The sequence below is a fragment of the Paenibacillus protaetiae genome (assembly GCF_004135365.1).
Classification (GTDB): domain Bacteria; phylum Bacillota; class Bacilli; order Paenibacillales; family Paenibacillaceae; genus Paenibacillus_AP; species Paenibacillus_AP protaetiae.
The window spans coordinates 1,190,521-1,216,554 of sequence record NZ_CP035492.1 but is presented as its reverse complement, the minus strand read 5'-3'; the positions used below and the strand labels follow the sequence as shown (position 1 = coordinate 1,216,554).

Here is a 26,034-nt window from a genome sequence, read left to right as displayed (position 1 = left end):
CGTATTTGTGGCAAAAGACTATGAATGAAAACGAGGGACGGAGAAACCAATACGGCGGTGGATACGCTGACAGTCGGCACTTTACCGGTTGGTGTTGCAGCGAACCGGGCAACAGACCGGATCTATGTGACGAATCGCGGAACGGATAATAATCTGCTTACGTACGACGGCTTGACGAACGGTCCTTACGACCATCAGCGTAGCTTCCGTGCCGTATGATGTTGCCATCCATTATGCGCCTGCATCGTAAAGGTTCGGAATCGAGGCATCCTCCAGTTTAATGGCAGGGTGCCTTCTTTTAGTAAAAGGACAGCTTACAATGAATGATGCACGTTTCTCCGCTTGCGGTTATGCGGGGGGAAACGTATTTCTCGTTGACAATAAGCGGCATCCCGATATATTATTTTTGTATATGAAATTGAGAATCAATATCATAATAAAAAAGGGGTTTAAAGATGCATAAAAAAATGTTCTTGCCAGTCATTCTGATGTTGTGTCTGATTGTAATCAGCGCCTGCGGCAACAACGCTTCGAAAAACAATGAAGCTGCGTCTCCAGCGTCTCCAAGCGCAAACGCGAGTTCAAGCGAGCCATCGGCCGCACCAACCGATTCCGGTTCCGATAACGGTACAGTAACGTATCAATCCGAACTTGGTCCGGTTGAGGTTCCGGCTAATCCGAAGCGTATTGTTGCGCTCACCAATGCGCCTAACGTGCTTGCGCTGGACGGAACGCTTGTAGGCATAGACGAGTGGGCAGCGAAAAGCAGTCTTTTTAAAGATAAGGTGAAAGACATCCCGGTCGTTTCCGACGACAATATGGAGAAAATTGTGGAGCTTGACCCGGATTTGATTATCGCTGACGCAAGCAGCAAAAATATCGACAAACTGAAAGAAATTGCGCCTACCGTTGCCTACACCTGGGGCAAATTGGATTATTTGACCCAGCAGATTGAAATCGGCAAGCTGCTGAATAAGCAGCAGGAAGCGCAGGCATGGGCGGATGACTTCACCAAACGTGCGGAAGAAGCAGGCAAAGAAGTGAAAGCGAAAATCGGTGAGAATGCAACGGTTTCCGTATTCGAGACCGATTCCAAAGAATTTTACGTATTTGGAAACGCATGGGCACGCGGTACGGAAGTGCTCTATCAGGCGATGAAGCTCAACATGCCGGAAAAAGTAAAAGCCGACGCGCTTGGTCCAGGTTACTACACGATGTCTCCTGAAGTGCTTAGCGATTATGCCGGCGATTACATCGTGCTGAGCAGAAGCTCCAAAGGCGACAACTCGTTCATGCAATCGGAAACGTGGAAGAAAATTCCTGCAGTCAAAAACAATCATGTCATTGAGATCGAAACGGATGATTACACGTACAGTGATCCGATTACACTTGAACATCTGCTTACCTTGTTTAAAGAAGCTCTACTGAAATAATACTCGTGAAAAAGGCCGAGAAGCCTGAGCTTACGCAAAGGCGCTCTCGGCTTTCTTCGCGCCTTTTATTCGTTAAAGGAGGAATAACGTCATGCGTGGCGGTCGGCGGTTATTTGCTGTCAAATGGGTATGCAGCTTAGCGGCGCTTGTCATTATGTTTGCGCTTGCCATGTTTCTAGGCGCCAAGGACGTCTCCCTGCGTGAGCTGTGGCTTGTGCTGGTTAACAGGGGAGGCGGGGAAGATAAAATTGCAATGCTCCGCGAAATTCGGTATCCGCGTGAAGTGGCGGCTGTTCTTGTTGGAGCGGCACTTGCAATGTCTGGAGCCATTATGCAAGGCCTGACCCGTAATCCGCTTTCTGATCCTGGACTGCTTGGATTGACAGCTGGCGCCAATGCGGCGCTTGCCGTCGCAGTTGCTGTTTTTTCAGCCATTAACTATTTTGGCATTATGCTGGTATGTTTTGCCGGGGCGGCGTTAGGCATGTTCCTTGTCATTGGGATTGGCGCTTTGCGAAGAGGCGGCATGTCGCCGTTTCGAATTGTACTCGCCGGTTCGGCCGTGTCCGCATTTTTATATGCAGCGTCGGACGGCATCGGCTTATTGACCAAAACGTCCAAAAACGTAACGATGTGGACCTCAGGCGGCTTAATCGGCACGACTTGGGGGCAGGTACAGGCGATTAGCCCGTTTATTGTAGTTTCGCTTCTTGTTGCGCTTGCTTTATCCAAACAGCTGACCATCTTAAGCTTAAATGAAGATTCCGCCGTTGGCCTTGGCATACGGACGTCCTATATCAAATCGGTTTTATATGTGGTGATCATTTTGCTGGCAGGAGCGGCTGTTGCGCTTGTTGGCAATATGGCGTTTATCGGGCTGATGATTCCGCATATGGTCCGAGCGATGTTTGGGACCGATTACCGCAGCGTTATTCCGATGTCGGCCGTTTGGGGGGCCGTGCTGATGCTTTTGGCAGATACGATCGGGAGAACGCTATTTGCTCCTTTTGAAACGCCGGTTGTCGCCATTATTGCAGTGCTTGGACTTCCGTTCTTCTTAGTTGTTGTTCGTAAAGGAGTGAAGTCGCTGTCATGATTACGGCTGCCAAAATTCGCAAGCAGATCATCGTTTGCGTAACGATGCTCATCCTTATTGCGGCGACATTTGTCATCGGCACGAGGCTTGGTTCGGGTTCTTTTTCACTGGATCGCTTGCTGGTTACGTTGTTTGGCCACGGAACATCCAAAGAAAACCTGCTGCTGTTCTCCATTCGTCTGCCGCGGGTGGTCATTACGCTTCTGGCCGGTATGGCGCTGGCCTTGTCCGGCTCCATTCTGCAGGGAATTACCCGCAACGATTTGGCCGATCCCGGTATCATCGGCATCAATGCAGGCGCTGGTGTAGCGATTTCCGTCTTTTTTCTCTATTTTCCTTTAGATCCAAGAAATTTTGCGTACGTACTTCCGATTGTGGCGTTTGTTGGCGCGCTTATTACAGCGGCTGTTATTTATTTGTTTTCCTATTCCCGATCAACAGGGCTGAAGCCGGTAAAGCTTGTGCTTGTTGGGGTAGGCTTTGCACTGGCACTGAACGGGTTAATGGTCGTTCTCATTTCCTCAACGGATTACAGAAAAGTTGATTTTATAGCTCAGTGGCTGGCCGGAACCATCTGGGGAGCGGACTGGCCGTTTGTGTGGGCCGTACTTCCTTGGCTTGTTATCTTATTGCCGTATGTGCTGTACAAATCCAACGTGCTGAATCTGCTGGCTATGGACGAATCCATCGCCATCGGAGCCGGCGTCTCCGTGAACCGGGACCGGCTGCTGCTGCTTGGCTCTGCCGTTGCGCTTGCCGCGGCAGCCGTGTCGGTTACAGGCGGCATCGCTTTTGTCGGGCTTATGGCTCCGCATATCGCCAAGGCGATTGTCGGGCGGCGCCACCAGTTTTATGTGCCGCTTGCGGTGCTGATGGGCGGCTGGCTGCTTTTGCTCGCGGATACGGTCGGACGTCATCTTGTTGATCCGTCAGGCATTCCGGCAGGCATCATGGTTGCGCTTATTGGCGGCCCGTATTTCTTGTACTTGCTGCTGCGCAAGTAGGCGGGTACATCGGCAGCGAGTGGAGATGAACGCGAGATCGGCTGTTTTCTTTACCCATAATTAGAAATGGCGGTGCAGGGCATATCCCTGACACTGCCATTTCTGTTGTGCAGAACGATATATACTTTCAGCGAGTCGTCTCACCCAAGCAGGCGCTTCAAGGTATAAGCGCTTGCGCTTATTTACTGTAGCACGGGGAGGAGCACGCAGCTTGGATACTGCTCGGAATGGTAGATCGTTTGCGTCGCCGGTACAGGTTCCGGATCGTCGTACGGGTTAAGCCCCGTATTGGAATTTGGAAATGCGACAAATTTGCTGGACGATGTAACCGAGAAGCGGATCCTGTGGCCTGCGGCAAAACGGTGGGCGATATTCGGCATAAAGATGTCGAACCGTTCCGCCTTGTCCGGCGTCAGCAGCTCCGGCTTGTCATACCCCAGGCGGTATTTGGCGCGGATAATATAGCTCGACAGCAATATCGAATTATCCGCTTCATCCACATCGCTAAGGGCGACAACCCAATCGGTGTCAACCGCGGAGCTGGCAGCATACAGCACAGCCGAAAGCTCGCCGGCAATGTCCAGGCTGCGGTCCAGCTTATCGCTTGTATAACAGAGCACATCCTGCCGAAGCTCGATGGCGCGGCGGTTTTCCGGTATCCGTTCGCCGGAGTCCGCCACCGGATCGGATGGATTATACACATATATATCCGGCTCCGTCCGGACTGGGAGGGAAGAGGACAACGTCCCATCGCCAAATGCAGAGTTTGCGCGTCCGCCGCTGCCCAAATAAAACGGTGTCACCACCGACTCCGCCGGCGTCCAGTCGCTGGAAGTCCGCCACTTGTTCTCCCCAACAACATAATAGCTGGCTCTTGGTTCCCGTTCGATGCCATTGTCGATCCCTTTCAGGAAATGATCGAACCAGCGAAGCACGTTTATATCGTAATCATACACAACGGCGTCTTCGCCGAAGGCGACGCCATGCAGGTCGCGTGCCCGGTTGGGGCCGTGCTCCCATGGCCCAAGCCAGATTTTACGGTTCGGAACATCATGTTCCGTAAGCAGCCGCCACGTTTCCGAGACACCGGCGCTGTCGCCGTCATACCAGCCGGAGATGACAAACATCGGCGCCTTGATCTGATGCGCACGCTCCGAATGCGTACAGTTGCTCCAGTACGAATCATATTCCGGATGTTCGCTCCATAAATCCCATGGCCCGGAGCTTCTGCCGATCATTTGCTGCGGAATGTCCCGGATGGGCCGGGCATCGACAGCTTTGGCCGGATCTACCGTAATGCCGCCGAATATATCAAAGTCCGTCCGGGTGCCAACCGACTGCGCCAGCGTCCAGCATAGGAGCGGCCATGAGCATACGGTTCCGCCGCGGCGTACCGTATCGACAAAAGGAGAGCCGACGTTCACTTCGTTGACGACGGCTTTTAAATTCGGGTGGCCGCTGGTGGAAGCTGCCATAACGACATAACCGAGGTAAGAAGCGCCCCACATGCCAACATCGCCGTTTGACCAATCCTGGCTAATAATCCAGTCAATCGTATCGCTGCCGTCCTCGCGTTCGTAATAAAACGGGATCAGCTCGCCTTCCGAATCCGCCCGGCCGCGCACGTCCTGATTCACGACCGCGTAACCTTTGTTTGCCCATCGCATAAAACTTTCCTTGCGGCCGTTCCGGTCATAGCAGGTCCGGACCAGAATCGTCGGCAGGCGGGTCCCCGGCTTGATGCCTTCCGGGAGGTATACATCTGTCGCCAGCTTGACGCCATCCCGCATCGGAACAAGGAAAGTGCCAAGATCATTGACACCGTAATCCGGGCGGGACAGCTTAGCGTCCGCATACCCGGCAAGCGGCGTCAGCTTCTCCATGCCCTCAAGGACAAGCAGCTCCATGCCATACCGGTTCGGGCATAAAAAGGCGATGACTTCTCCGTCCAGCGTTACGATATCGACTGCCGTGTCGCCGCGTTTCGCCCACACTTGAGAGACACGGCCTCCGTCTTCAAATACCGTATGGCGGTGATAGGTCTCGCCGTTTTCGACTGTCACGCGTTGTCCGGTCCATTCTGTTTTACGGTATAAAGGGAGCGCTGCACGTATTTTTTCCAGCGGAAGGACGTATTTTGCCTTGCTGTCCAGCACATTTTCCTGCATTTGCGTACGGCGTCTGGCATCCACTTTGGCGTGCATCACCGCGTTTTCTGTAAAACGGATTGTACCCTCGTACACACCCGCGCAATACAAATAGTAAGTTGTCATCTTTAGCGCCCCCACACTTGTTCGAATACCCGCAGCCAGTTGCCGCCGATGATGTTGCTGACTTGTTCGTCGGAGTAACCTCGTGCAACAAGCCCGCGTGTAAAGTTCACGAACAGGCCGTATTGCTCGAATCCGTGAATCAGTTCGGTAGAAGGACCGTCGCCTTTGGCAAAACCAAGTTTCGGAGCAATGTGCTCTTTAAAGTAAACAAGCGACCAGCTGACATCGCTCATCGGCCAATCCGTACCGATGGCGACATGGTCTGTGCCAACGAGCGAAACGATGTAATCAATATGGTCCAGCACATGGTCAATTGTTGTGGCCTGCGGATCCCCATGGACAAACCACGGCATCGCAAATACGCCGATTACGCCGCCGGTAGCGGCGATTGCCCGCAGCTCTTCGTCGCTTTTGCAGCGGCGGTGCGGGTAGATCGCCTCAGCGCCAGTATGGGAAGCGATAACGGGCTTGTCCGACAAGCGGCAGGCGTCCAGCGTCGTTTGTTTGCCGCAGTGGCTTGTGTCCACCACAATGCCCAGCTCATTCAGCTTGCGGATGAACGTCATGCCGAAGTTGGAGACACCGCCGTTGGCCAGCTCCATACAGCCGGAAGCAATGGCGTTCTGATTGTTGTAGGTAAGCTGGAGAACGCGAAGGCCATAGCGGTGAAGCGCTTCAAGCAGCTCGAGATTGGTGCCGATGCCGGCAGGGTCCTGAGCCGTAACGATGCCGGCTTTTAAGCCGTGCGCTTTGGCGCTTCGAATGTCGGAGGCGCTGAGCGCTTTGATGAGCCAATCGAAACGGTCGAATTGCTCCTGAATCTCGCCCATGCTTGTTATCATAGCTTCCGGCGTTGACAGATCGAGCTCCCGGTTGCCGGCTGTAATGCCGGAGCGGTACCATTCCTCCTTGAACGGTTCCAGCTCGCCGCTGACGGACATTTGGCGGAGTTTTTTGGCCGGGAATGCGCTGTATGCCAGCGGATCGTCTTTAAGCGGCTCGCTTTCTTGTTTAAGCTGGTCGGATATGTGCGGCGGAATGACTCCGGGAGACAGCGGGCCTTGAAAAAGAAGATCAATGACAATACTGCGCTCGTGAAGCTCATATGCGCGCTGTTCCTGTTCCGCGGACAGGTGAAAATCGTAAAGCTGCTGATGTTCGCTCATGATGCCACTCTCCTACATTTCGATAGTTGTACCTTTTCCGAGCAGTTCGGCTTGTTCGGCGATATAAGCTGCTGCAGCCAAATCTTCCACGGCAAGGCCAAGCGACTTGAACAACGTAACTTCATGGTCCGATGTTCGGCCTTCGATTTGACCAAGCAGCACTTCGCCAATTTCCCCAATTAAGTGGCCATTGCCGATGGCTCCTTCCTGGAGCGGGATTAAATAATCGCCGGCTTCGCTTTCGGCGGATTCGCGCCGGTCGGCGAACAGGCGGGAACGCTTTACAATGCCGGTAGCCAGCTCCCGGTCTGCAGCCCGGCAGGCGCCGACGGCGTTAATGTGGACACCGTCCGGAATCCACTCGTTCTGGAGCACGGGAGTGGTGGAGGACGTTACGGTACAGATGATGTCGGTGCCGGAAACGGCCTGCTCGGCAGTGGCGCACAAGCTGATTCGCAGCCTGCTGCCGTACAGATGCTCCATTTCGGATTGGAACTGCTCGGCGTGCCGGCGGTTCGGGCTCCATATTTTGACTTGTTCGATTGGCCGTACCAGCAGCATCGCTTCCAAATGGCTGCGCGCCTGCTCGCCTGTGCCAATCAGGGACAACGTACGCGATCCGGGAGCGGAGAGCTGTTTCGATGCAGCCGCGCTGACGGCAGCTGTCCGGATTGCCGTCACACGGCGCCCGTCAACGATCGCTTTCAATGCGCCGGTGGCGGAGTCAAATAAGGCGATGGCGCCTTGATGGGAAGGCAGCCCGCGGTTATGGTTGCCGGGGAAGACGCTGATCAGCTTGGCGCCAACGATTTGCTGGCGGATCAAATAAGCAGGCATAAGCCCCATTAAGCCGCCCTCACGGACGGGTACAACGGATCTCAGCTGCTGTTCGGCTTGTCCGGCAGACAAGTCCTTTAGTGCATTTTCCATCAGTGTGATACAAGTTTCCATGGATAATAATTCGCTAACTTCGTTCTGGCCAATGACGATCAAGATCACTTCACCTGCTTTACGAGTGAATAGAAAGACTCTCTCATTTTATGCCATGACGAAGCAGAATCACAACTGTCCATATCAATCTTCATGATGCAATAAAGCCGGAAGTGATGAAGGGGCCGCGTTTTATTGGGTTTGGGGGTTGATCCTGCTTTTCCGGGGCGTATGACCAGGGCAAATGATATATAACGGCTCTGCAAATTTACGACTGAAAACATACATTCAATCGTAAAAATAAAATAGGGCCATCATTAGGCGGAGTTATCTTGAACGGCAAAGGAGGCGAAAAAATGACGTTAATCCTCCGTTATACGAACAATGTGGCGGGCGATATTATTTTTACCGGCAATACGCTTGGACTAAGCCGCTCCAATAATGTAGGTCAGCCCGGAACTGTAGATTCGATCGGCGCTTACGTAACGATTGATACGAGCAGGCAATTCGGTACTTATCCGTCAGGCACAACGGACGATTTCAATTTGAACAGTTCAACCGCAATCCTTCGGCTGCCGGCCGGCAGCACCGTATTGTATGCGGAGCTCGTATGGGCAGGGCTTTGCCGGAATCCGAGCAGCGACTTGACTCCTTTTATTGATAAAACGGTAAATTTGACCGTGCCTAATGGCAGCACCTTTGCGATCACACCCGATCCGGCTACGGCACAAACGGTTGTAGAAGGCAATTTAACCAACTATGTGCGGAGCGCCGATGTGACCGCTATCGTCCAGGGGGCGGAGCAGGGGCGTATACTTGCGGCGGCGTTGTCGGGACGATTACGATTAACGATGAGTTTGAAAACAGCTGCGGCTGGACGCTTTGCGTCGCTTTTCAGAACAGTACGCTTACGTTCGGAAATTTGTCCATATTTGCCGGAATTGTCCGGGTGGCGCCCGATCAAACGATCACAACGCCGATTTCCGGCTTTGCTACTCCGCTGACCGGTCCTGTATTCGGGCGTATCTCGATGTGTGCGGCGGAAGGGGACCCGGGCAGAAGCGGGGAGCAAGTCTTATTTGGCCAAACAGTAGCGACATTACTTCCGATATCAGGCCCTAACAATTTCGCGAACAATTTTTTTGCTTCTCAAATTAATAATGAGCTTGGCCTGCTGGATACTACAGGCACTTTCGGCACCCGGAACCATATTAACGGCGCACCAGGCACGCTTGTTGTCGGCGGCCGGCAAGGTTGGGATGTAACGGCGGTTGATGTATCGCCGCAGCTCGTTAATAATCAGACATCCGCTGTTCTGCAGTTCCGGACTTCCAGCGATGCATATCTCGTTGTCGGGGTCGGCTTTTCCATTGAAATCAACGCGCCTTTTTTCGTACTGACTAAAAGCGCCAGCGTAAGTTCCGCAGCTGTAGGGGATGTGCTGACCTATACGACTAATATCGTTAACTCCGGAACAGCGGCGGCCGGGCTTAGTTTTTTTGCAGATCCGGTTCCTGCCGGCACGCAGTTTATAGCAGGCAGCGTTGTTATTAATGGAGTGCCGACGCCTGCAGCGGACCCGTCTGTTGGCATACCGCTTGGCACGCTCGCTCCCGGAGGGGCGGCACAGGTTGCTTTTCAAGTGCAGGTAACGGCAATTACAGTGGATGGCGTCATTCGAAACCGGTCTCGCATTGATTTCAGCTATCAGATCGTTTCAGGAGGACCGTTCCAAACCGGCAGTACGCCATCCAATGTGGTCATAACGGATTTGCAAATTCCGGGGCTGACGTTAGCCAAATCCGTGACGCCTAACCGGTCTCCACCCGGCGATACCGTAACATATACGATCGTAGTTACGAATAGCGGACAAATTCCGCTTACGAACATTATGATTGATGATCCTCTGATCAGCTTTCATGAGGAGTTGTCTTCCCTTGCGCCGGGGGCTTCGACTAGTTTGTTTGTCAATTATGTCATCCCAACAGGCATATTGTCCGGAACGGTTATTACCAATACGGCAGTTGCCATTTCCGATCAGACCGATTCGGTTGAAGCGCAGGCGAATGTATCGGTCCTGTCTCTATTTGAAATCCGGGTTACGAAGGTTCCTGATCGTCTGATTGTACTGCCCGGCGATACGGTGACCTATACGATTACGGCCGACAATCTATCCAACACTGCCATTACACAAGTCGTTATTAATGACTCATTAACTAATTTTTTTGCCATCATTCCTTTCATGGCGCCTGGTGAAAGCAGATCTTTTACAACGGAGTATACCGTTCCCAGCGGAACATTTCCCGGCAGCGTCATTACGAACACCGCTGCGATGAGTCCGCTTGAAACCAATGCAGTATTCGATCAGGCTTCGATCGTCGTAACCTCCCTGACCGAACTGTTTATCATCAAACAAGTTAACAGGCCGCTGGCAGCGCCTGGTGATACGGTTGAATATACCATTGTAGTTACGAACGTCAGTGACACCGAACTTACCAATGTTGTCATTGAAGACGCGACGCTTGGCATTAACCAGACTTTCGCTGCCCTGGCTCCCAGCGCTTCCATTACGCTGAATGCGACATTTACGATTCCAAGAGATGCCGTAAGCGGCCAAGTGTTCCGCAATCTCTCTACGACTTTCGCAGATGGAATCGAACCGTTATCAGCCAATGCGGACGTACTTGTAGCGGCAAGGCCGGCCATTACGCTAACGAAAAGCGTTGTGCCGGAAGAAGCTGCTCCAGGCAGCTCTGTTACGTACTTGTTCCAAATTACGAACAGCGGGAATACATCACTTGAATTTGTTACGCTCACCGATCCGCTGCTTGGGTTGTCTCAAACGATTGGAACGCTTGCTGCTTCTGAATCAGCGGTAGTGCCGTTTCCTTTTGTTGTGCCCGCTTCGGCTACCGACCCGTTTGTAAACAATGCAACTGTTACCGCAAGCTTTGAATCCGAGTCGGTAAGCGCCGTTGCGACAGCTGCGCTGCGGGTGCAGCAGGCAGACTTTACAATCGTCAAATCTGTAGATCCGTCAGAGGCCGCTCCGGGCCAGGAAGTGTCCTTCAGTTACCTGCTAACGAATACAGGGCCGCTGCCGTTAACCAATATCGCTGTCACCGATCCAGCGCTAGGCTACTCCATACTTATTCCGCTGCTGGAAAGCGGCGATTTCGTCAGCGCGGTAATTCCGTTTACCGTACCGGCTAATGCGCTTGGCGGCGATGTTATCCAGAACATTATAACGGCGCTGCCTGAAGGAGGGACGCCTCAGCAAGCTTCCAGCTTTCTTATTGTGCGGACCTTGCCGGCCATGACGATTGAGAAAAGCGTCACACCGGCAAGTGCGCTTCCCGGAGCAGTTGTTACTTATACCATTACAGTGACCAATATCGGTAATACCGTCTTGCATGATATTGGTGTCGGAGACGGGCTGCTGGGGCTGAATGATTCCTTCTCTGAGCTGGCAATCGGAGCTTCCCAGACATATACGATACCTTTTCAAATTCCGCTGGATGCGCCTGTCGGATCAATTATTACGAATACGAGCACTGCAGTATCCGATGAGACGGAATCGCTGCTCGCAACTGCAGCGGTACGTGTTGCGGCGGCGCCGCTTGTTCTGAATGTTTCCAAAACCGTCGACCGGCCAAGCGCCGCTCCCGGCGAAACCGTACAATTTATAGTCGAAATTGCGAATCCCGAAACGGAGACGATTACGGGTGTCGCCCTGTTCGATCCGCTCCTTCAAGTCGATTCGACAATTGGCAGCCTGTCGCCAGGGCAGACTGTACAGTTTCCCTTTGTTTTTGTTGTGCCGCTGAATGCGCGAGCGGGTGAAACGATTAATAATACCGCATTTGTAATCTCGAATGAAACAGAAGAGGTTGAAGCAAGTGCAAGCATTATCGTTACGGCGTTTCCTCCAAGCTTGGCGCTGGAGAAAACCGTTACGCCGGCTCAAGCGAGGCCAGGGGAGGCTGTAACGTTCAGGCTGAGATTGTCCAACACCGGAAATACCGATTTAACGAATGTCGTACTTGCTGATTCCGTCCTCCAGGTGGCGCTGCAAATTCCTGTACTGGCTGCGAGAGCTTTCCAAATCTTCTCTGCGACTTTTATTGTGCCAAATGAACCGCCGGGCACCATTATTCACAATGTTGCAACGGCAGCTTCTGATCAGCTTCCGGAACAGACCGCAAGTGCAGATCTTGTTGTGCTGCCGGCCCACGAGGTAAACCTGTCCAAACGGGCAGACCGTGCCGAAGCGCTGCCGGGCGAAACCGTCTTTTTTACAATTAATTTTGCTAATTTATCCAATGCAGCATTAACGAATGTTCAGTTTGAGGACCCGCTGTTTGGCCTTATCCAAACGGCAGCAGTCGTGCCGGCAGGCTTTACAGCGCAGCTTGAGCTTTCGTATGTTATTCCCGAAGGAACAGCTGCAGGGACGGTCATCGTCAATGAAGTATTTGTGCGGGCTGATGAAGTGGGGGAACGGCGGGCCAGCGCTTCGGTCACAGCCGGCCCGCTGCCACGTTTGGAAATAAGCAAACAAGTACGCCCGCAGAGCGTCTTGCCCGGCCAAACCGTCTTTTTTATTCTGAGAGGAACCAATACCGGGAATACGCCTTTAACGAATGTGCATATGTTGGACCCCATGCTTCAGCTGGAAGCCGTTATAGGTACTTTAAACGTTAATGAATCGCAGTCGATCGTTATTTCCTATGTAATTCCGGACGATGCGGTGCCCGGCACAGATTTGGTCAACACGTTTGTTATCGTATCAGATGAGCTTGGCGGGCAATTGGCAACGGCAACTGTTCATCTAAGCCCTTTGCCTTTGGAGCTTCGGAAAACCGTCTCTGCATCGACTGTATCGGTGGGAGAAATATTCGACATAGCCTTGCAGGCGGTAAATACAGGAGAGCACGCTGCGCTTGACGTTATCATTACCGATCAGCTGGCGGGTGAGTTTACGTTTGTTCCGGGCAGCGTGACCGTAGATGACCGCCTGTTGCCGAATGCAAGCCCGCTGCCCGGCATTCCGGCAGGGATACTAGAACCGGGGCAGTCCGCTGTCATCCGCTTTCGTGCGGAAGCTAATGCGGTACCGCATGGGGGCAAAGCCGATAATCAAGGGAAAGCGTTGTTCCGGGCGGTCGTAAACGGCAGGGTGTTCCAGACAAATTCCAACGTGGTGGAAATTGAAGTGGAAGAAGGGGAATAAAACTGCCTTAAGTTTCATAACAAACAAGGGTCGTGCAAATCATCCGCAGATGGCTTGCACGACCCTTGTTCTTATTCTTCTTCATGGATGACAAGAACAGAAGCGCTTGCTGTCCGGACAGGTCCGTTATCTGATGTTAACGTTACGGTGCTGACCAGTGTTGTATCTTCATCCACTTCAGGCAATATGAACGGAATTTGCAGCGTTTGATCGCTTCCGATCGGGATGCGTTCCGATAACAACCGGACATCCAGCAGAGGGGCGGTAATGAGCACGTTAATCAGATCGACGTTCCCTGTATTTCTTATTCGGATAGAGAAGATCACCGTCTGTCCGGAATGGCCGGAACGCGGACTGACCTGATGCGTCAGTTCTACATTTGGCAGTGATGCTACAGTGACAATTGCAGGCGCATCCTGCAGCGGCGTCTGGTCGGAAGCGGCGAACGCCTGTGACGTTATCACGGTTCCTCCGATGGCATCAGCAGGTATAACGAACGGCTGCGTGAAAGATTGCAGCTCGCCGCTTCCCAGCTGAGGGATTTGGGTGCTGAAGTTTGTGAGCGGTTCGATGACCCGGACATTGGTAAGGGTGAAGCTGGACGATACGTTCTGCACGATAACCGTGAACAGGACGGTTTCTCCCGGATTTGCAACCGGCCTGCTGGCAGTATTCGCCAAGCTCAGCAGTGTACGAGGCAGGCCGGTTGTAACGCGGAATTCACTTTGTACAGTTGGCGCTTCCGGGGAAGCGACGGTTACCCGATTGGCAAATACGGTACCCTGCAGCGCTTGCTCCGGAAGGATAAACGAATAAAACAAGCGGGCCGTTTCGCCCGGAGCCAGGACCGGCACTATATTGTTCGTCCCTGTTAAGGAATCGGACACGATAATGACGGTTGCCGGATTAGGGCCGACATTCGAAACTTCAACCGTATAGTTGACCTCTTCGCCGGGGGCGGCAATGTTCCGGTCCGCCAGCTTGCTGGCGGCAAGCGTTGTAGGCGGCCCTGGCGGTCCGCTTTGGACCGTAATTCCGAACTCCGCAGCCTGGGCAAACGTTTGGTCCGACGATACGATAAACACGTTTGTAATAACGCTGCCGTTGACGGCATTCGGCGGAACGGTGAATGAGCCAGTTCTGACCAGCGTTTCGTTGACTTCGAGCAACGGCACTACTTCGTGGATTCCAAGCATTGCATCGTCCAGCCGGATATTGGTTTGTACGACAGGCAGCAAATTGCCGGCGGTGAGCGTATAAACAACGGTTGTTCCCGGTGCGGCAATGGCTGTGCTGGATTGCTTGGCAATCGAGATTCCCGTACTGGCTACCGTAACGGTGGACTGCACGGATTGCGGTCCGGTCTCAGCGGTTGAAACAGTCAGTTCATTCACAATTTCGCTGCCTATTCTCGCATTCAAAGGAATGGTAAACGGCAAATTGCGTACAGCCAGGCTTCCGACCGCAATATCGGGAACAGCGAGATGGATACCGAGCAGCGGATCATTGATTACTACACTTGTCAAAGGAATGTTCCCAAAGTTTGAAACCGTAACCGTATATTCAATCGTTTGACCGGGCGTAACGGAAGTTTGGCTCGGTAATTTGCGAAGACCGACCCGCGGGACCGCATTAACGGTTACAGATGCGGAAGCAGTTACGGCTGCTGTCTGATCCGAAACTGCCCTTGCCGTATTCGTATACAATTGTGGCGGTGTTTCCAGCGGTACGAGTAAAGGTACGGTAAAGATGCGCCGGTCTCCGATCGGAAGAAACGGGATGGTTGCCTGGAATCCGGTAATATCATCGGTAAGCAGAATGTTAGTCACATTTACTCTGCCTGAATTAAAAACGCCAACCGTAAATGTCACCGTATCGCCTGGCGAAACAAATAGACGATCCGGTGTTTTCGTTAAAGCAAGCTGGGCTATATCAATAACTTCTACACTTGCCGAAGCTTGTTGCAGCGTCAAATGATCGGCTGTCAGCTCCGCCGTATTCGAGATCACGCTGCCGATAACGGCATTGCCCGGGATGACGAACGGAACAGTCAGCGTATAGGCGCTTCCGGGCGGAATCGTGTCCAGCGACTCGTTAATGCCAAGCAATACATCAGTCAGCACCGCATTCGTCAAGTCGGCAGTTCCGGTATTATCTACAATGATAGCGAAGGAAACCGTGCTGCCCGGCTGTGCAAAACGCGGCGTAACCGTCTTGGTGAATGAAACGGCTTGATCAGAAACGATCTGGATGACGGCTGTGCCGAAACGGGGGAAAGCGAATTGATCGCATATAACGCTGACTGTATTGGATAGTGTACCAAGCGGCGTAGTTGGCGGCACGGTGAAAGGAACCGTCAAACCGTAAGTCTGCCCGCCTAATAAGGTGCCAATATTGACGGACAGCCCCAACATTGGATCCGTAACGGTGACATTCGTTAAGGTAGGATCTGTCCCGCCTCCAATCTCGCTTGTATTCACCAGCTGTATGGCGTACGTAACGGTACTCCCTCTTAAAACCTGTGTTTGATCCGGCGTCTTGCTGACGGTCAGATTGGTAGAAGGCGTAAACTGCATCAAGAATAAGCGAGGATTGCTTAGAGCAGTCGTATCAAATGCACCGGGCGTAACCGGGAAGTCAGGAGATGTGGTAATCCCTGCGATAAACGTTACCGCTTCCGGCGAATCGGGCTGGAATTCGACCGCATAACCGGTTTGCGTGCCGCTGCCTCCCAAATAAGTCGAGTAGCCGAGCGCGGTTCCTGTCGGCACCATAATGACCGCAAAAGCGGAAAGGCTGCCTCTTAACGCCGGCTGGAAAGCATCCGGCGTTACCGGAAACGATGCCGAATCCGTATCACCGGTCACCAAAATCACATTCTCACGGATGTTCAAGTCCAGCACATGCGTATTTCCGGCAGCCCCGCCTAAATACGTAGAAAATATTAATCCGGTTCCGCTGTTGTTTACTTTGGTAATATATCCGCTTGTCGTTCCCTGCAGAGCGGTTTGGAATGCACCGGGTGTAACCGGGAAATCAGCGGATGTGGTCGAGCCGCATAGAAAAGCATTGCCAAATTCGTCAATTGCAACGTCCGTACTTTCCTCCGTGGCAGAACCGCCGATATACGTGCTGTAGATTAGCGCTGTGCCTGAAGCATTCATTTTGTACAGAAAGGCGTTTAATCCCGGCGGCGCAACAACTTGAAAGGCGCCCGGTGTGGTCGGGAAATCGGTAGAATCCACCGAACCGCTTACATATGCCTGGCCAAGCTCGTCGACATCAAGGCCGCTTCCCCGGCTGTTTTGGCTGCCGCCCACAAAGGTCGAATAAATTAAGCCAGTACCCGTGGCGTTTAATTTCGTAATAACGGAGCATTCGGTGCCGGTAAAGACCGGCTGGAATACACCGGGCGTAACAGGGTAGAAATTGCTAGTTGTGCTGCCTACGACAATCGGGTTATCGGATGAATCCAAATCCAGGTCTAAAAAACGGGTAATGCCGGTAGTCCCGCCCAAATAAGTCGAAAACAGTATGGCTGATCCGTCATCGCTCACTTTAGTTACAAATCCGCTTGTGCCGCTTGGCCGGGATGTTTGAAAGGCGCCAGGGCTGACCGGATAGTCGAGAGAGGTTGTCGAACCGGAAATATAAATATTATTGCTTAGGTCAAGTTCCAGCCCCGGGGAATATCAGTACCGTCTCCGCCGAGAAAAGTAGAGAACAGAATGTCCGATCCGTCTGATGTGAATTTCGTAATAGTTATATCGAGAGAACCGCCGCCGTACACCGGCTGAAAGACGCCGGGAGTAATAGGGAAAGTGGCGGCCGCATTCGACATGCCGACCAGAATAGCGTTACCTTGCGGCGTAACTTCGAGAGTATTGGATGACATAATTGTAGAATCGAGGCCGGTACCACCCAGATACGTACTAAAATTAAGTTCCGGATCAATAATTAATGGCATGAAACGGTTATAGCCTTCTTCGAGCTCAAAGCCAACGAGCCATCCTTCCGCATCCGCTGCCGGCACCAGCGTAAAGCGGCAAGGGATAACGCAGGGGCCGGAATCCGTTTCTTGAAAAGCAACGGGCTTGGCATCCTGGAATAGCCCGTAAGGCGTTTGTGCAGCCAGATTCCCTTCGTCATCCAGCCATACATCGGCTGCTCCGGTTATGAGTAGCTGAATGGCAGAAGGATCCGCACCCGGCTGCAACATCCAGTCGAATTTCAATCCGCCGGATTCAGAGTACAGACGGGCGTCGATTCCTTCCCATACATGCCGGTAGACGGCTTCGTGATAGAGAGGAATATCAGTAAAGTGGCGGTCAGAATCGTTCCCCCGCAAGTAATGGAAAGCGCCGGCAGCCCGTCGGCAGCCCACTACAGAGACGTTTGGTTCCGGGTTCCAGAAGGCCAAGCGGATGTTTACGCCTTGCCTGCTAATGTCCATATCTATCCCGCACCATGTCATGACCACTTCTCTGGATAATAAAGAGTAACGGCAGTTGCTGCTCTGCATGACAAGCTTGATATCCATATCGTGGCCGAACTGACCTTTGTTTGGAACAAAATACATCGGCAGCTGGCCAAAGATATCTGGTTTCAATGGTTTAAAGCGTTCTAAAACCATGACATCTCCTCCGGCTTCAAATTCCCATTATAAGCATGATATGCCGGATGGAGATGAATAAGTCCGGGGATGGTTCCCGGCATCAGCACAGCAAAGGCTGTTGCATGGTCCGAACAGCTCATGCCGGCTAGCTGCAAACTGCTATTCGTCGCCAAGCCCGCGCTGCGCTTGTTTTGGATGGGGGAGAGGCGATTCATTGCCCGCTGCCGGAACGGAAGCTTGTCTCCGGTCCAGCTTGAATACCCGGTTCAATCCGTTATAGATAAGCTTCGTTTCTTTGGTGAGCAGTGGACCCAATATCGCCAGAATTAAAACATACAACGCGGCAAAAGGCTGAATAATCGCCATCAGCGACCCGGCTTTGGCTATATTGGCCATAATGATGGAAAATTCGCCGCGCGATACAATGGTAAGTCCAATGTTGACTGAAGCTTTAGGGGATAGCCCGGCGCTCCGTCCGGCAAGCAAACCGGCCGCCAAATTGCCGATCAGCGTAACGGCCACTGCAGCAAGCGACAGCCAGACCGCGCCGCCTAATGCGGTCGGATCAATCGTAAGGCCAAAGCTGAAGAAAAAGATGGCGCCAAAGAAATCGCGAAACGGCAATATTAGCTTCTCAATGCGTTTGACATGCTCCGTTTCGGCGAGCACAAGTCCAAGAAGCAGCGCTCCGATCGCTTCTGCGACATGAATGGTTTCAGACAGTCCGGCTACGAGCAGCAGACTGGCGAATATAACGAGCGCAAACAGCTCGTTGGAGCGGATATTCAGCGCTTTGTTCAGCAGCGGCGCGGCTTTGCGCCCAAGCGTTAACAACGCCAGCATAAATCCAAGCGCGATGAGGGTGGAGAGCAGAATGCCGCCGATAGAAGTCGAGCCGCTTAAGACAAGACCGGATACAATCGAGATATATACGGCCAGAAAAACATCTTCGAACATGATGATGCCAAGTATCATTTCCGTCTCCGGATTAGCCGTACGCTTCAAATCAACAAGCACTTTGGCGACAATGGCACTGGAGGATATGGTGGTTATACCGGCAATGATAAGCATTTCCTGAAACGGGAAACCGCTAAGCAGGCCAAATAATAACCCCAGCGTAAAATTAATCGCAATATAGATCGTGCCGCCAACGGCGATGGAGCGACCCGACCGGATCAGCCGGCCGACAGAAAATTCAAGGCCCAGATAGAAGAGCAGGAACAAGACGCCAAGCCTGCCCATAAATTCAATCAGATGGGTGCTTTCGATAAAACGGAAATCAAAATGCCACAGCTCAAACGAATGGGGACCAACAATCATGCCGATCAAAATATAAAACGGGATAACGGAAAAACGGATTTTTGCCGACAGCAAACCAGCCATCGCAATTAGCGCGATCGCTAAGCCAACCTCAAGGATAATGTGATCCATCTCATCAATCACATCCATTCATGAGGATTTTTTTCAATTCCTTATGCTGCCCGCGCTCACCTGCAACAACCAGTGTATCGTCGGCAGCCAGGACGAATTCCGGTCCCGGATTAATATGCTTGGCATGGCTGGCGGACAACAGCGCAATAATGGTGCTGCCGGTATTTTTACGGACATTCAGCTGTCCGATCGTTTGGCCGATGCAGGCGTAATGGCTTTCGATTTTGTACCATTCAATGATTAAATCATCGAGTGCAACCTCGATCGTTTCCAGCATTTTGGGCTTGTAGGTCATTCCGCCGATCATCGCGGCAACCATGCGCGCTTCGTCGTCGTCAAGCGTAACCATGGACAAGCTGGTGTCCGGATCTTCATGGTCAAAATGGTAACATTCGCGCCGGCCGTCATCATGCACAATAATGACAAGCTGGTCGCCGCTGCGGGTGTTCATTGTAAATTTTTTACCGATACCTGGAAGATCAATTTCACGGATATTCATGCTAAACTACCTCCTCGAATGGTGGGAATATCGTTAAACGCTGTTTTTTGGATAACGCAAATAAACCTCCGGCATAACGGGGGCTTGAATGATTTTCCATTAAACGCGCGAATAGGAAGTAGTCAGCTTTAGGGGCATAAGCAGGCTTCTAAGCCGTTGAAGAAAAATAGCGGACAGCAAAGCGCATTCCGGGGTTTTGCTGTAAAAACGGGGGAATGAAATCCACCTGAACAGCACGGCAAGAAGCGCTGCCATAAGCAGCAGTTTGCTGGCAGGAGAAGGCGCGACACGTTTGACTGCTTTCATGCTGTTGGGCAGGTCATGGACAAGATGAGGACGGCTGGATACCGTTTCTTTGTCGCCAATCATCATGGTAGGCATGCTGAACAGAACGAACGCGCCAAGCAGGAACAGCAGAAGAAAGAGGCGCCTGTAAGAACGCTGAGTATGCTTCATGTTCATGTAGGACGCCTCCTTCCGATTCCAGCTTTTCAATAGAATAACACAATGTAAGCTGCCAGCTCAAACGGAAGCAGGAGGGACGAGGCTGTTTAATGGGATAACTTAAACAATCGAAGCACGGCGCTGGCAATTGGCTGATCCGCAGTGCCGCCATACCCGTTATAAGCGATAACGCTGCTTAATTGAATGGCCAGCTGTTCGCTGGACGGAGGGATGATCGCTCTCAGTTCAATACTGTCATAAGCCGCGAGAGGCAGTATGGCGGAATTGCTGACGACGTTAATTTGCTGTCCGTCCAATACGGTTAAACCGGAGGTGGAAGATTCGGCAAGGATGCCGTTCACGAATAGGCCAAACACGCAATGAGGAAGCGGGGGCACGAAAGAAGCCGTCCAATCAATCGCATAATCTCCGTCGGCTGGAACGGACAATGAGGTTTCGGATGCAATCACGCCCCCGGCGAGTACGGAGCCGGCTTGATTAAACTGGTTAAACCGGACCGGCTGCCCGTCCTCAACGGTTTGATAATCGTTGTCGTAAACGCTGGCGTAAACCGGATATACCGGTCCCGGCGGCCCTTGCGGCCCTTGAGGGCCTTGCGGTCCCGGAACGCCTCGCGGTCCGGGCGGACCGGGATCACCTTGAAGCCCTTGTGGACCGGCTGGGCCGGGCACGCCCGGCGGCCCTTGAGGTCCTTCAGGACCAAGCGGTCCCGGCGGCCCTTCAGGTCCTTGAGGTCCCTGCTGCCCGGGCGGTCCGGGAATTGTGGCGCCGACCATCTGATTAATGATATTCATTTGATCAACGATGATGAGGGTCATTTCATTATTGCCGGTTGCCTTATGCACCTTGAGGAACAGCTGATTCAGAACCAGCTGCAGCTGGCATGCTTTGTTCAACACGGACATTTCCAGCGCAGCAAGCAGTTTGCTGAAATCCTGTATTTGATTCGCCAGCGCCTCTTTGCCGCAAAAACCGGAATTCGCGACAAAGTCAGACAAACGCATCGTTTGAATGAGGAGCTGGCGATTGCTGTCTTTATCCGTATTGCTTAAGGCTGGCGGAAGAGCGGTTTCCACACCTTTTAAAATATCAAGCAATTGTATAAATTGCGCATTGGTAAGCGGCTGATTGCATGTGCTGCATTTGCGGGCTGGCTTTTTTACGGTTGTACAAGTTCTGGCGGCCATCATGCCACCTCCGGATGATTTTCCTTCATCGTATGTGGATCTTGTTCCGTAAGCCATCCGCTTGAGTCCATAATCGGGCTGATGATATAAAAAAATTTCCTAATCGGAATGCTGCGCCCACGCTTCCGCCAGCAGCTCCCGGTTGATGCTGACGGCTGCGAGCGATCCCATTGCGGCTGCAAACACGGCCATATAAGTCTCTGCCGCTTGATCGCCGGCGCTGAATATGCCCGGCACGCTTGTTTGCCCGTTGTCGTCAACAATAAGCGTGCCCTCCGGCGTCAGCCGGCAGCCAAGCGCTTCCGGCATTGGCGATCCCGGCACTAGCCGCGGCGCAAAAAAAATGCCTCTGCAGCGGATGGAAGCGCCGTTGTCGAACCAAATGCGCTGTACGATCCCGCCGCTCGACTCGATCTGCCGGATCGCCGTATCGTAAACGGGGATACGGTGCGCCAATAGTTCATGCTGCTGCATTGGCGCGAGTCCCGACGGCCCGTTCGTACAAACCGCAATTTGCTTGGACCAGCCCGATAAAGTACGGGCAGAATGGAACGCGCTGCTCCCGTTTGCAATAATCGCAATCGGCTGGTCGCGCAGCTCCCAGCCATCGCAATAGGGGCAAATAAAGGCGCTTTTGCCATAAACGTCTTTCAGCCCGCGAATGTTGGGAAGCACATCTTTTTTGCCTGCTGCAAACAGCAGCTTTTTCGCCCGGAATGACCCGCCGCGCGCTGTCTGAATATGAAATTGCCCATCCGAACCGGTTATACGCTCGGCTGTGTCCGTATGCAGCTGTACGGACGGATATGCATTCATTTGCTCATGGGCAAGCCGCCTGAACTCTGCCGGGCTGACGCCGTCCCTCGTCAGGAAGCCGTGGGTCTCCCGCGTAACTTTGTTGCGCGGCTCGCCGTTGTCGAGCAAAATAACATTCCTTCGTGCCCGGCCAAGCACCAGCGCCGCATTTAAACCGGCCGGCCCCCGCCTATAATGGCCGTATCATATCGCTGCCCCATTCCCATCACTCCCCCGCTTCACTGGCTTCTATATGGAATGTATGTGGAAAACAGGCAATATATAAGCCAGCGCGCGGCATCGGGCTATGGCAAGGAAAAAGGCCCAACAATCCGAATAACCGGATCGTTTGGGCCTGAACAAGTTTACATCGTTGTTAGTTTGTCTTTTTCCGTCAAAAAGCTGAGAGCCGACTTCATTTTTTCGATATAAGCGGCTTCCCCGCCAGTACACATAAACCGCACGCTGCCGTTGCCGCGGCCTTTCTCCATGCCGTATCGGTTCAGCATGGCCGACAGCCGTCTGACCGTCCCGGTGTTGCCGTCAACAATCTGAATGTGGGGAGGAAGGAACTGCTGCAATACGTTCGTATAGTAAGAAAAGTGCGTACAGCCTAATACCAGAATGCCATAATCGTTCAGATCATAGGAAGCCAGCTTGGCGCTGAAATAGTTCCGAAGCTCATCCGTGTCGAATTGCAGCGATTCACAAAACTGCACAAGCTCAGGCATCGGAAGCGAATCGACGATGCCGTCCTCATCAACCCGCGAGACCAGCGCATAATATTTTGGCATCTTTAGCGTCAGCGGAGTAGCCCATACGAGCACCTTTTTGCCGGTTGCACGGTTCATTTCCACCGCTGGCTTTACTGCCGGTTCCATGCCAATGATCGGGAAAGAATATCGTTCCCTCAGGTCTTGGACTGCGATGCTGGTAGCTGTATTGCAGGCGATAACCAGCGCATCAATCCCTTGCCGGACCATGGCATCCACTGCCTCCAGAACATAAGACCGAACCTGCTCTTCCGTTTTGGTGCCGTAAGGAACATGCAGCGTATCCGCCATGTACAGATAGTTTTCAGCAGGCAGTCTCTTTAACGATTCCGCTAATACCGATAGTCCCCCGATTCCGGAGTCAAAAATACCAATAGTCATGAATTCATGCATTCCCATCGAATGTAGTTGTTTCTAGCATAGCGTGATTGAGGCGCAAGAGCAAGACTGTTCTAATAGAAGAAACAACGATTCATCCATAGACGGGATTTTATGGGAATGGATTCGAAAGAAGTTAATGAAATGAAAATAAATGTCTGCAATGCGTTTTACAAATCTGCTTTACAATTAATGGATTGCATAAGGAATAGCAAGAGGAGGAGCGGTGGGAGAATGCCGGGAAAATGGTGGCCGCCTTTACTGAAAGCTATGCTTGTTATCGCGATCATCTATTTTATTGGTTATAGTTTGCCGCTGAAAGCGGCTGATCTGGCAGCGTATTTAAAGCATGCGGATTATCGCTTTTATTCGTCCATGGCGTTGTTTGCTTTGTTTCTTATGCTGCAGGCCGGCATCTGGGTGCTTATCGTCAATGCTGCAGGCGCAGCGATGGGCAGCGGCGTTAAGCTAAGCTGGCTGACGGGGCTTCGTATCTTTATTGATTCGCAATTCGCCAAATACATTCCGGGCGGCGTCTGGAATTATGCGGGCCGGGTCGTGCTGGCCACTAGGGAGGGCATGCCCCTTGCGGCACAATTTGCCGCTATTCTCTATGAGAACGTGCTGCTTGTTGCCGCTGCTCTTGCATATGCGCTTGTGCTTGCCGTCAATATGCATGTCGAACCGGTACCCCTCGTACTGGTCTCGCTGATGGCCGCCGGTTTGGCCTATTTATTTTACGGGCGGATAACAGACAGTGTTCGCCGCGTCTTTGTGAAGGCTTCCCATTGGAAGCCGCTGGGCAGGCTGCTCGCGAAGTTTGCAGGCAGTTCGGCGCTGGCAGGCGATTCAGGAGCAACACTGACGCGCCATCAGTTTTTTCGTTATTTGGCTTGTTTTTTATGCAGCCATTTTGTGATGGGAATTGCTTTCTGGCTGCTGCTCAGCAGTTTCGGCCAAGGCCATATCGGCTTGTTTTACGCGGCGGGCACATTCGCAACATCCTGGCTGCTTGGTTTGCTTAGCCCGCTTCCGGGCGGACTTGGCGTCAGGGAAGGTTTCCTTGTCTATTTTATTTCGTTAAAGCTGGGAACGGATGCCGCTTTGCAGGTGTCCGTCATAGCCCGCTTATGGAATATTATGGCCGAAGTAACATTCTGGTTCGTCATTCAATCCATCAGCAGACTGACAAGAAAGGTGAGGAGTTATGGATCGTAAAAAAATTGTGCTTGTTGCCGGCGTTTTTCCTCCTGGAATAGGAGGCATGCAAAACTATTATTATAATTTGTCCAAATATACGAAACATGATATCACCGTTCTCGCCCCGGAATATCCGGGCAGCGGCCTGTTTGACGAAGGCCAGCCGTTCCGCATCGTAAGAGGGAATTTCATGCGCGGGGAAAAAGTCCATTTTACTAGCTGGGGGCGGCTGTTCCGCCATGTTCGGAAGTTGATGGCATCCGAAAAGCCGGATGTCACCATATACGGCTACGTGCTGATCGGATTTATCGGGCTGCTGCTTAAGCTGTTCGGATCGCGGCGTTATATGATTTCGACACATGGGATGGATATGTTATATTTTCGCCGGTTTATCGGATTAAACTTTATCGTCAAGCTGATATTGACCCACGCCGACGGCGTGCTTGCGAACAGCGAGTTTACGAAGAAGCTTGTGGAAGATTACGGGGTAGACCCGTCCCGCATCAGTCTCGTTTATCCCGGTGTCGAGCCGATCTTTGAACGGAAGCCGGCGAACGAAGAACTGGCCAGCCGATATGGGCTGGAAGGGAAATATGTGCTGATGTCGGTCGGCCGGCTTATTACGCGCAAAGGGCATGACCGGGTCATTGAAGCGATGCCTGCCATTTTGTCGCATATCCCGAATGCGGTATATGTCATCGTCGGGGACGGTCCGGAGCGCACGCGCCTGGAGCAGCTGGCAAGGGAGAAAGGCGTCGGCAGCGCGGTTTTGTTCACGGGAAGCATCAGCGGCAGCGAAAGCTTGAACGAGCATTACAGCCTTGCGGACCAGTTTATTATGGTCAGCAGGCAGCTGGAGAAAGGAGATGCCGAAGGTTTCGGTATCGTCTATCTGGAGGCGGCATCCGCAGGCGTGCCGGTTATTGCAGGCCGTTCCGGCGGCGCGCTGGAGGCGGTGCTTCACGGCGAAACAGGGCTGCTGGTTAATCCGGAAGCGCATGCTGAAATTACGGAAAGCGTCGTCCGCCTTGCAACGGACACGGCGCTTCGGGAACGGCTTATTAAATCGGGTTACAAACGTGCGAAAACCAGATTCCAATATGAAGTGCTGGCCAAAACATTCGACCGGTACGTCGGTCGTTTATGCATGTTCCCGCAGCACGGCAAGTTCATAGCAGGCAAAAGGCAGCGAACTTCCAGGGAAATATGAATCACTGTTTACATTTCTGTGCTTCGTTTGTTAAAATATAGGAAATTATAAACGTGATGATGAGAAGAGTAAAGGAAAGGGCGTTTACCCAGAGAGCTCCGGCAGCTGAAAAGGAGCAAAATGCCGTTCTTTGAAGCAAGCCTCGGAGCGCCATTCCGGAACCTGGCCGCCTAACCGGGGGATGGACTGACGGGAGCTCCCGTTACAGAGCCGGAGTATCGGCATCTAATGACAGATAGCCCGTACTTGCAGAGAATAATATGGCGACATATTAATGAATCAGGGGTGGCACCGCGAACAAAGGATTTCGTCCCCAAGTCTAACTTGGGGGTGAAATCCTTTTTTT

At 52.4% G+C, this 26,034-nt stretch carries 19 protein-coding genes and 1 other annotated feature; of the genes, 8 read left to right on the top strand and 11 right to left on the bottom strand.

The genetic code is table 11. The annotated features are described in order from the left end of the window. The first annotated feature begins 24 nt into the window (after positions 1–24). From ET464_RS05395 to ET464_RS05380, 4 genes are all read left to right on the top strand, one after another. Complete coding sequence (locus ET464_RS05395; protein WP_129438913.1) at positions 25–219, top strand: hypothetical protein; 195 nt, start codon at positions 25–27, stop codon at positions 217–219. Between the two features lie 236 nt (positions 220–455). Further along, on the top strand, positions 456–1,433 hold the full coding sequence (locus ET464_RS05390) for an iron-hydroxamate ABC transporter substrate-binding protein (protein WP_129438911.1): 978 nt from the start codon (positions 456–458) through the stop codon (positions 1,431–1,433). 91 nt (positions 1,434–1,524) lie between these two features. After that, on the top strand, positions 1,525–2,529 hold the full coding sequence (locus ET464_RS05385) for a FecCD family ABC transporter permease (protein WP_129438909.1): 1,005 nt from the start codon (positions 1,525–1,527) through the stop codon (positions 2,527–2,529). Next, the gene (locus ET464_RS05380; RefSeq protein ID WP_129438907.1) at positions 2,526–3,533 is read left to right on the top strand and encodes a FecCD family ABC transporter permease; all 1,008 of its coding nucleotides are present in this window, start codon (positions 2,526–2,528) and stop codon (positions 3,531–3,533) included. The genes ET464_RS05385 and ET464_RS05380 overlap by 4 nt, the downstream gene beginning before the upstream one ends. Before the next feature lie 182 nt (positions 3,534–3,715). Here ET464_RS05380 and ET464_RS05375 read toward each other — a convergent pair whose 3' ends face one another. Genes ET464_RS05375 through ET464_RS05365 form a run of 3 tightly spaced genes read right to left on the bottom strand, consistent with a single transcriptional unit; the run spans position 3,716 to position 7,965 of the window. Further along, a complete protein-coding gene (locus tag ET464_RS05375) occupies positions 3,716–5,806 on the bottom strand; it encodes a CocE/NonD family hydrolase (protein WP_129438905.1) in 2,091 nt (696 codons plus the stop codon). 2 nt (positions 5,807–5,808) lie between these two features. After that, positions 5,809–6,972: a dipeptidase gene (locus tag ET464_RS05370; protein ID WP_129438903.1), complete on the bottom strand. Its 1,164-nt coding sequence runs from the start codon at positions 6,970–6,972 to the stop codon at positions 5,809–5,811. Positions 6,973–6,984: 12 nt separating this feature from the next. After that, positions 6,985–7,965, bottom strand: a complete 981-nt coding sequence (locus tag ET464_RS05365; protein ID WP_129438901.1) for an ornithine cyclodeaminase family protein — start codon at positions 7,963–7,965, stop codon at positions 6,985–6,987. A gap of 293 nt (positions 7,966–8,258) precedes the next feature. Between ET464_RS05365 and ET464_RS05360 the strand changes: the two genes are divergently transcribed. Further along, complete coding sequence (locus ET464_RS05360) at positions 8,259–8,906, top strand: hypothetical protein (protein WP_129438899.1); 648 nt, start codon at positions 8,259–8,261, stop codon at positions 8,904–8,906. Then, entirely contained in the window at positions 8,852–13,135 is a 4,284-nt protein-coding gene (locus ET464_RS05355) for a DUF7507 domain-containing protein (protein ID WP_129438897.1), read from the top strand. The genes ET464_RS05360 and ET464_RS05355 overlap by 55 nt, the downstream gene beginning before the upstream one ends. Before the next feature lie 71 nt (positions 13,136–13,206). Here the strand turns inward: ET464_RS05355 and ET464_RS05350 are convergent, their stop codons facing one another. The 8 genes from ET464_RS05350 to murI form a co-directional block, all read right to left on the bottom strand. After that, on the bottom strand, positions 13,207–16,692 hold the full coding sequence (locus ET464_RS05350; RefSeq protein WP_129438895.1) for a DUF7507 domain-containing protein: 3,486 nt from the start codon (positions 16,690–16,692) through the stop codon (positions 13,207–13,209). Positions 16,693–16,799: 107 nt separating this feature from the next. After that, positions 16,800–17,768 (bottom strand): DUF7948 domain-containing protein, encoded by a 969-nt coding sequence (locus tag ET464_RS05345; RefSeq protein ID WP_165279908.1) that lies wholly within the window; start codon positions 17,766–17,768, stop codon positions 16,800–16,802. 141 nt (positions 17,769–17,909) lie between these two features. Next, on the bottom strand, positions 17,910–19,181 hold the full coding sequence (locus ET464_RS05340; RefSeq protein WP_244226679.1) for a cation:proton antiporter: 1,272 nt from the start codon (positions 19,179–19,181) through the stop codon (positions 17,910–17,912). Between the two features lie 4 nt (positions 19,182–19,185). Then, positions 19,186–19,680, bottom strand: a complete 495-nt coding sequence (locus ET464_RS05335; RefSeq protein ID WP_129438891.1) for a cation:proton antiporter regulatory subunit — start codon at positions 19,678–19,680, stop codon at positions 19,186–19,188. A 99-nt stretch (positions 19,681–19,779) separates the two neighbouring features. After that, a complete protein-coding gene (locus ET464_RS05330; protein WP_129438889.1) occupies positions 19,780–20,142 on the bottom strand; it encodes a hypothetical protein in 363 nt (120 codons plus the stop codon). Between the two features lie 89 nt (positions 20,143–20,231). After that, on the bottom strand, positions 20,232–21,335 hold the full coding sequence (locus tag ET464_RS19750; protein ID WP_208543898.1) for a hypothetical protein: 1,104 nt from the start codon (positions 21,333–21,335) through the stop codon (positions 20,232–20,234). A 96-nt stretch (positions 21,336–21,431) separates the two neighbouring features. Continuing rightward, the gene (locus tag ET464_RS05320; RefSeq protein ID WP_341869751.1) at positions 21,432–22,256 is read right to left on the bottom strand and encodes an NAD(P)/FAD-dependent oxidoreductase; all 825 of its coding nucleotides are present in this window, start codon (positions 22,254–22,256) and stop codon (positions 21,432–21,434) included. A 236-nt stretch (positions 22,257–22,492) separates the two neighbouring features. Beyond that, positions 22,493–23,281, bottom strand: coding sequence for a glutamate racemase (murI, locus tag ET464_RS05315; protein WP_129438887.1), 789 nt, complete (start codon positions 23,279–23,281; stop codon positions 22,493–22,495). Between the two features lie 231 nt (positions 23,282–23,512). Here murI and ET464_RS05310 point away from each other — a divergent pair, with 231 nt between their 5' ends. Together ET464_RS05310 and ET464_RS05305 are read left to right on the top strand one after the other, a co-directional pair. Further along, the gene (locus ET464_RS05310; RefSeq protein ID WP_129438885.1) at positions 23,513–24,496 is read left to right on the top strand and encodes a lysylphosphatidylglycerol synthase domain-containing protein; all 984 of its coding nucleotides are present in this window, start codon (positions 23,513–23,515) and stop codon (positions 24,494–24,496) included. Next, the gene (locus ET464_RS05305; protein WP_129438883.1) at positions 24,486–25,688 is read left to right on the top strand and encodes a glycosyltransferase family 4 protein; all 1,203 of its coding nucleotides are present in this window, start codon (positions 24,486–24,488) and stop codon (positions 25,686–25,688) included. The genes ET464_RS05310 and ET464_RS05305 overlap by 11 nt, the downstream gene beginning before the upstream one ends. Positions 25,689–25,735: 47 nt before the next feature. Then, positions 25,736–26,006 (top strand) — a binding site (T-box leader). Positions 26,007–26,034 lie beyond the last annotated feature (28 nt).

Bases quoted from the DNA above. Each gene is read 5' to 3' on its own strand.
- murI (WP_129438887.1), bottom strand. From the start codon at position 23,281: ATGACTATTGGTATTTTTGACTCCGGAATCGGGGGACTATCGGTATTA.
- ET464_RS05310 (WP_129438885.1), top strand. From the start codon at position 23,513: ATGCCGGGAAAATGGTGGCCGCCTTTACTGAAAGCTATGCTTGTTATC.
- ET464_RS05375 (WP_129438905.1), bottom strand. From the start codon at position 5,806: ATGACAACTTACTATTTGTATTGCGCGGGTGTGTACGAGGGTACAATC.
- ET464_RS05335 (WP_129438891.1), bottom strand. From the start codon at position 19,680: ATGAATATCCGTGAAATTGATCTTCCAGGTATCGGTAAAAAATTTACA.
- ET464_RS19750 (WP_208543898.1), bottom strand. From the start codon at position 21,335: ATGATGGCCGCCAGAACTTGTACAACCGTAAAAAAGCCAGCCCGCAAA.
- ET464_RS05330 (WP_129438889.1), bottom strand. From the start codon at position 20,142: ATGAACATGAAGCATACTCAGCGTTCTTACAGGCGCCTCTTTCTTCTG.
- ET464_RS05340 (WP_244226679.1), bottom strand. From the start codon at position 19,181: ATGGATCACATTATCCTTGAGGTTGGCTTAGCGATCGCGCTAATTGCG.
- ET464_RS05395 (WP_129438913.1), top strand. From the start codon at position 25: ATGAAAACGAGGGACGGAGAAACCAATACGGCGGTGGATACGCTGACA.
- ET464_RS05345 (WP_165279908.1), bottom strand. From the start codon at position 17,768: ATGGTTTTAGAACGCTTTAAACCATTGAAACCAGATATCTTTGGCCAG.
- ET464_RS05385 (WP_129438909.1), top strand. From the start codon at position 1,525: ATGCGTGGCGGTCGGCGGTTATTTGCTGTCAAATGGGTATGCAGCTTA.
- ET464_RS05360 (WP_129438899.1), top strand. From the start codon at position 8,259: ATGACGTTAATCCTCCGTTATACGAACAATGTGGCGGGCGATATTATT.
- ET464_RS05380 (WP_129438907.1), top strand. From the start codon at position 2,526: ATGATTACGGCTGCCAAAATTCGCAAGCAGATCATCGTTTGCGTAACG.
- ET464_RS05370 (WP_129438903.1), bottom strand. From the start codon at position 6,972: ATGAGCGAACATCAGCAGCTTTACGATTTTCACCTGTCCGCGGAACAG.
- ET464_RS05305 (WP_129438883.1), top strand. From the start codon at position 24,486: ATGGATCGTAAAAAAATTGTGCTTGTTGCCGGCGTTTTTCCTCCTGGA.
- ET464_RS05390 (WP_129438911.1), top strand. From the start codon at position 456: ATGCATAAAAAAATGTTCTTGCCAGTCATTCTGATGTTGTGTCTGATT.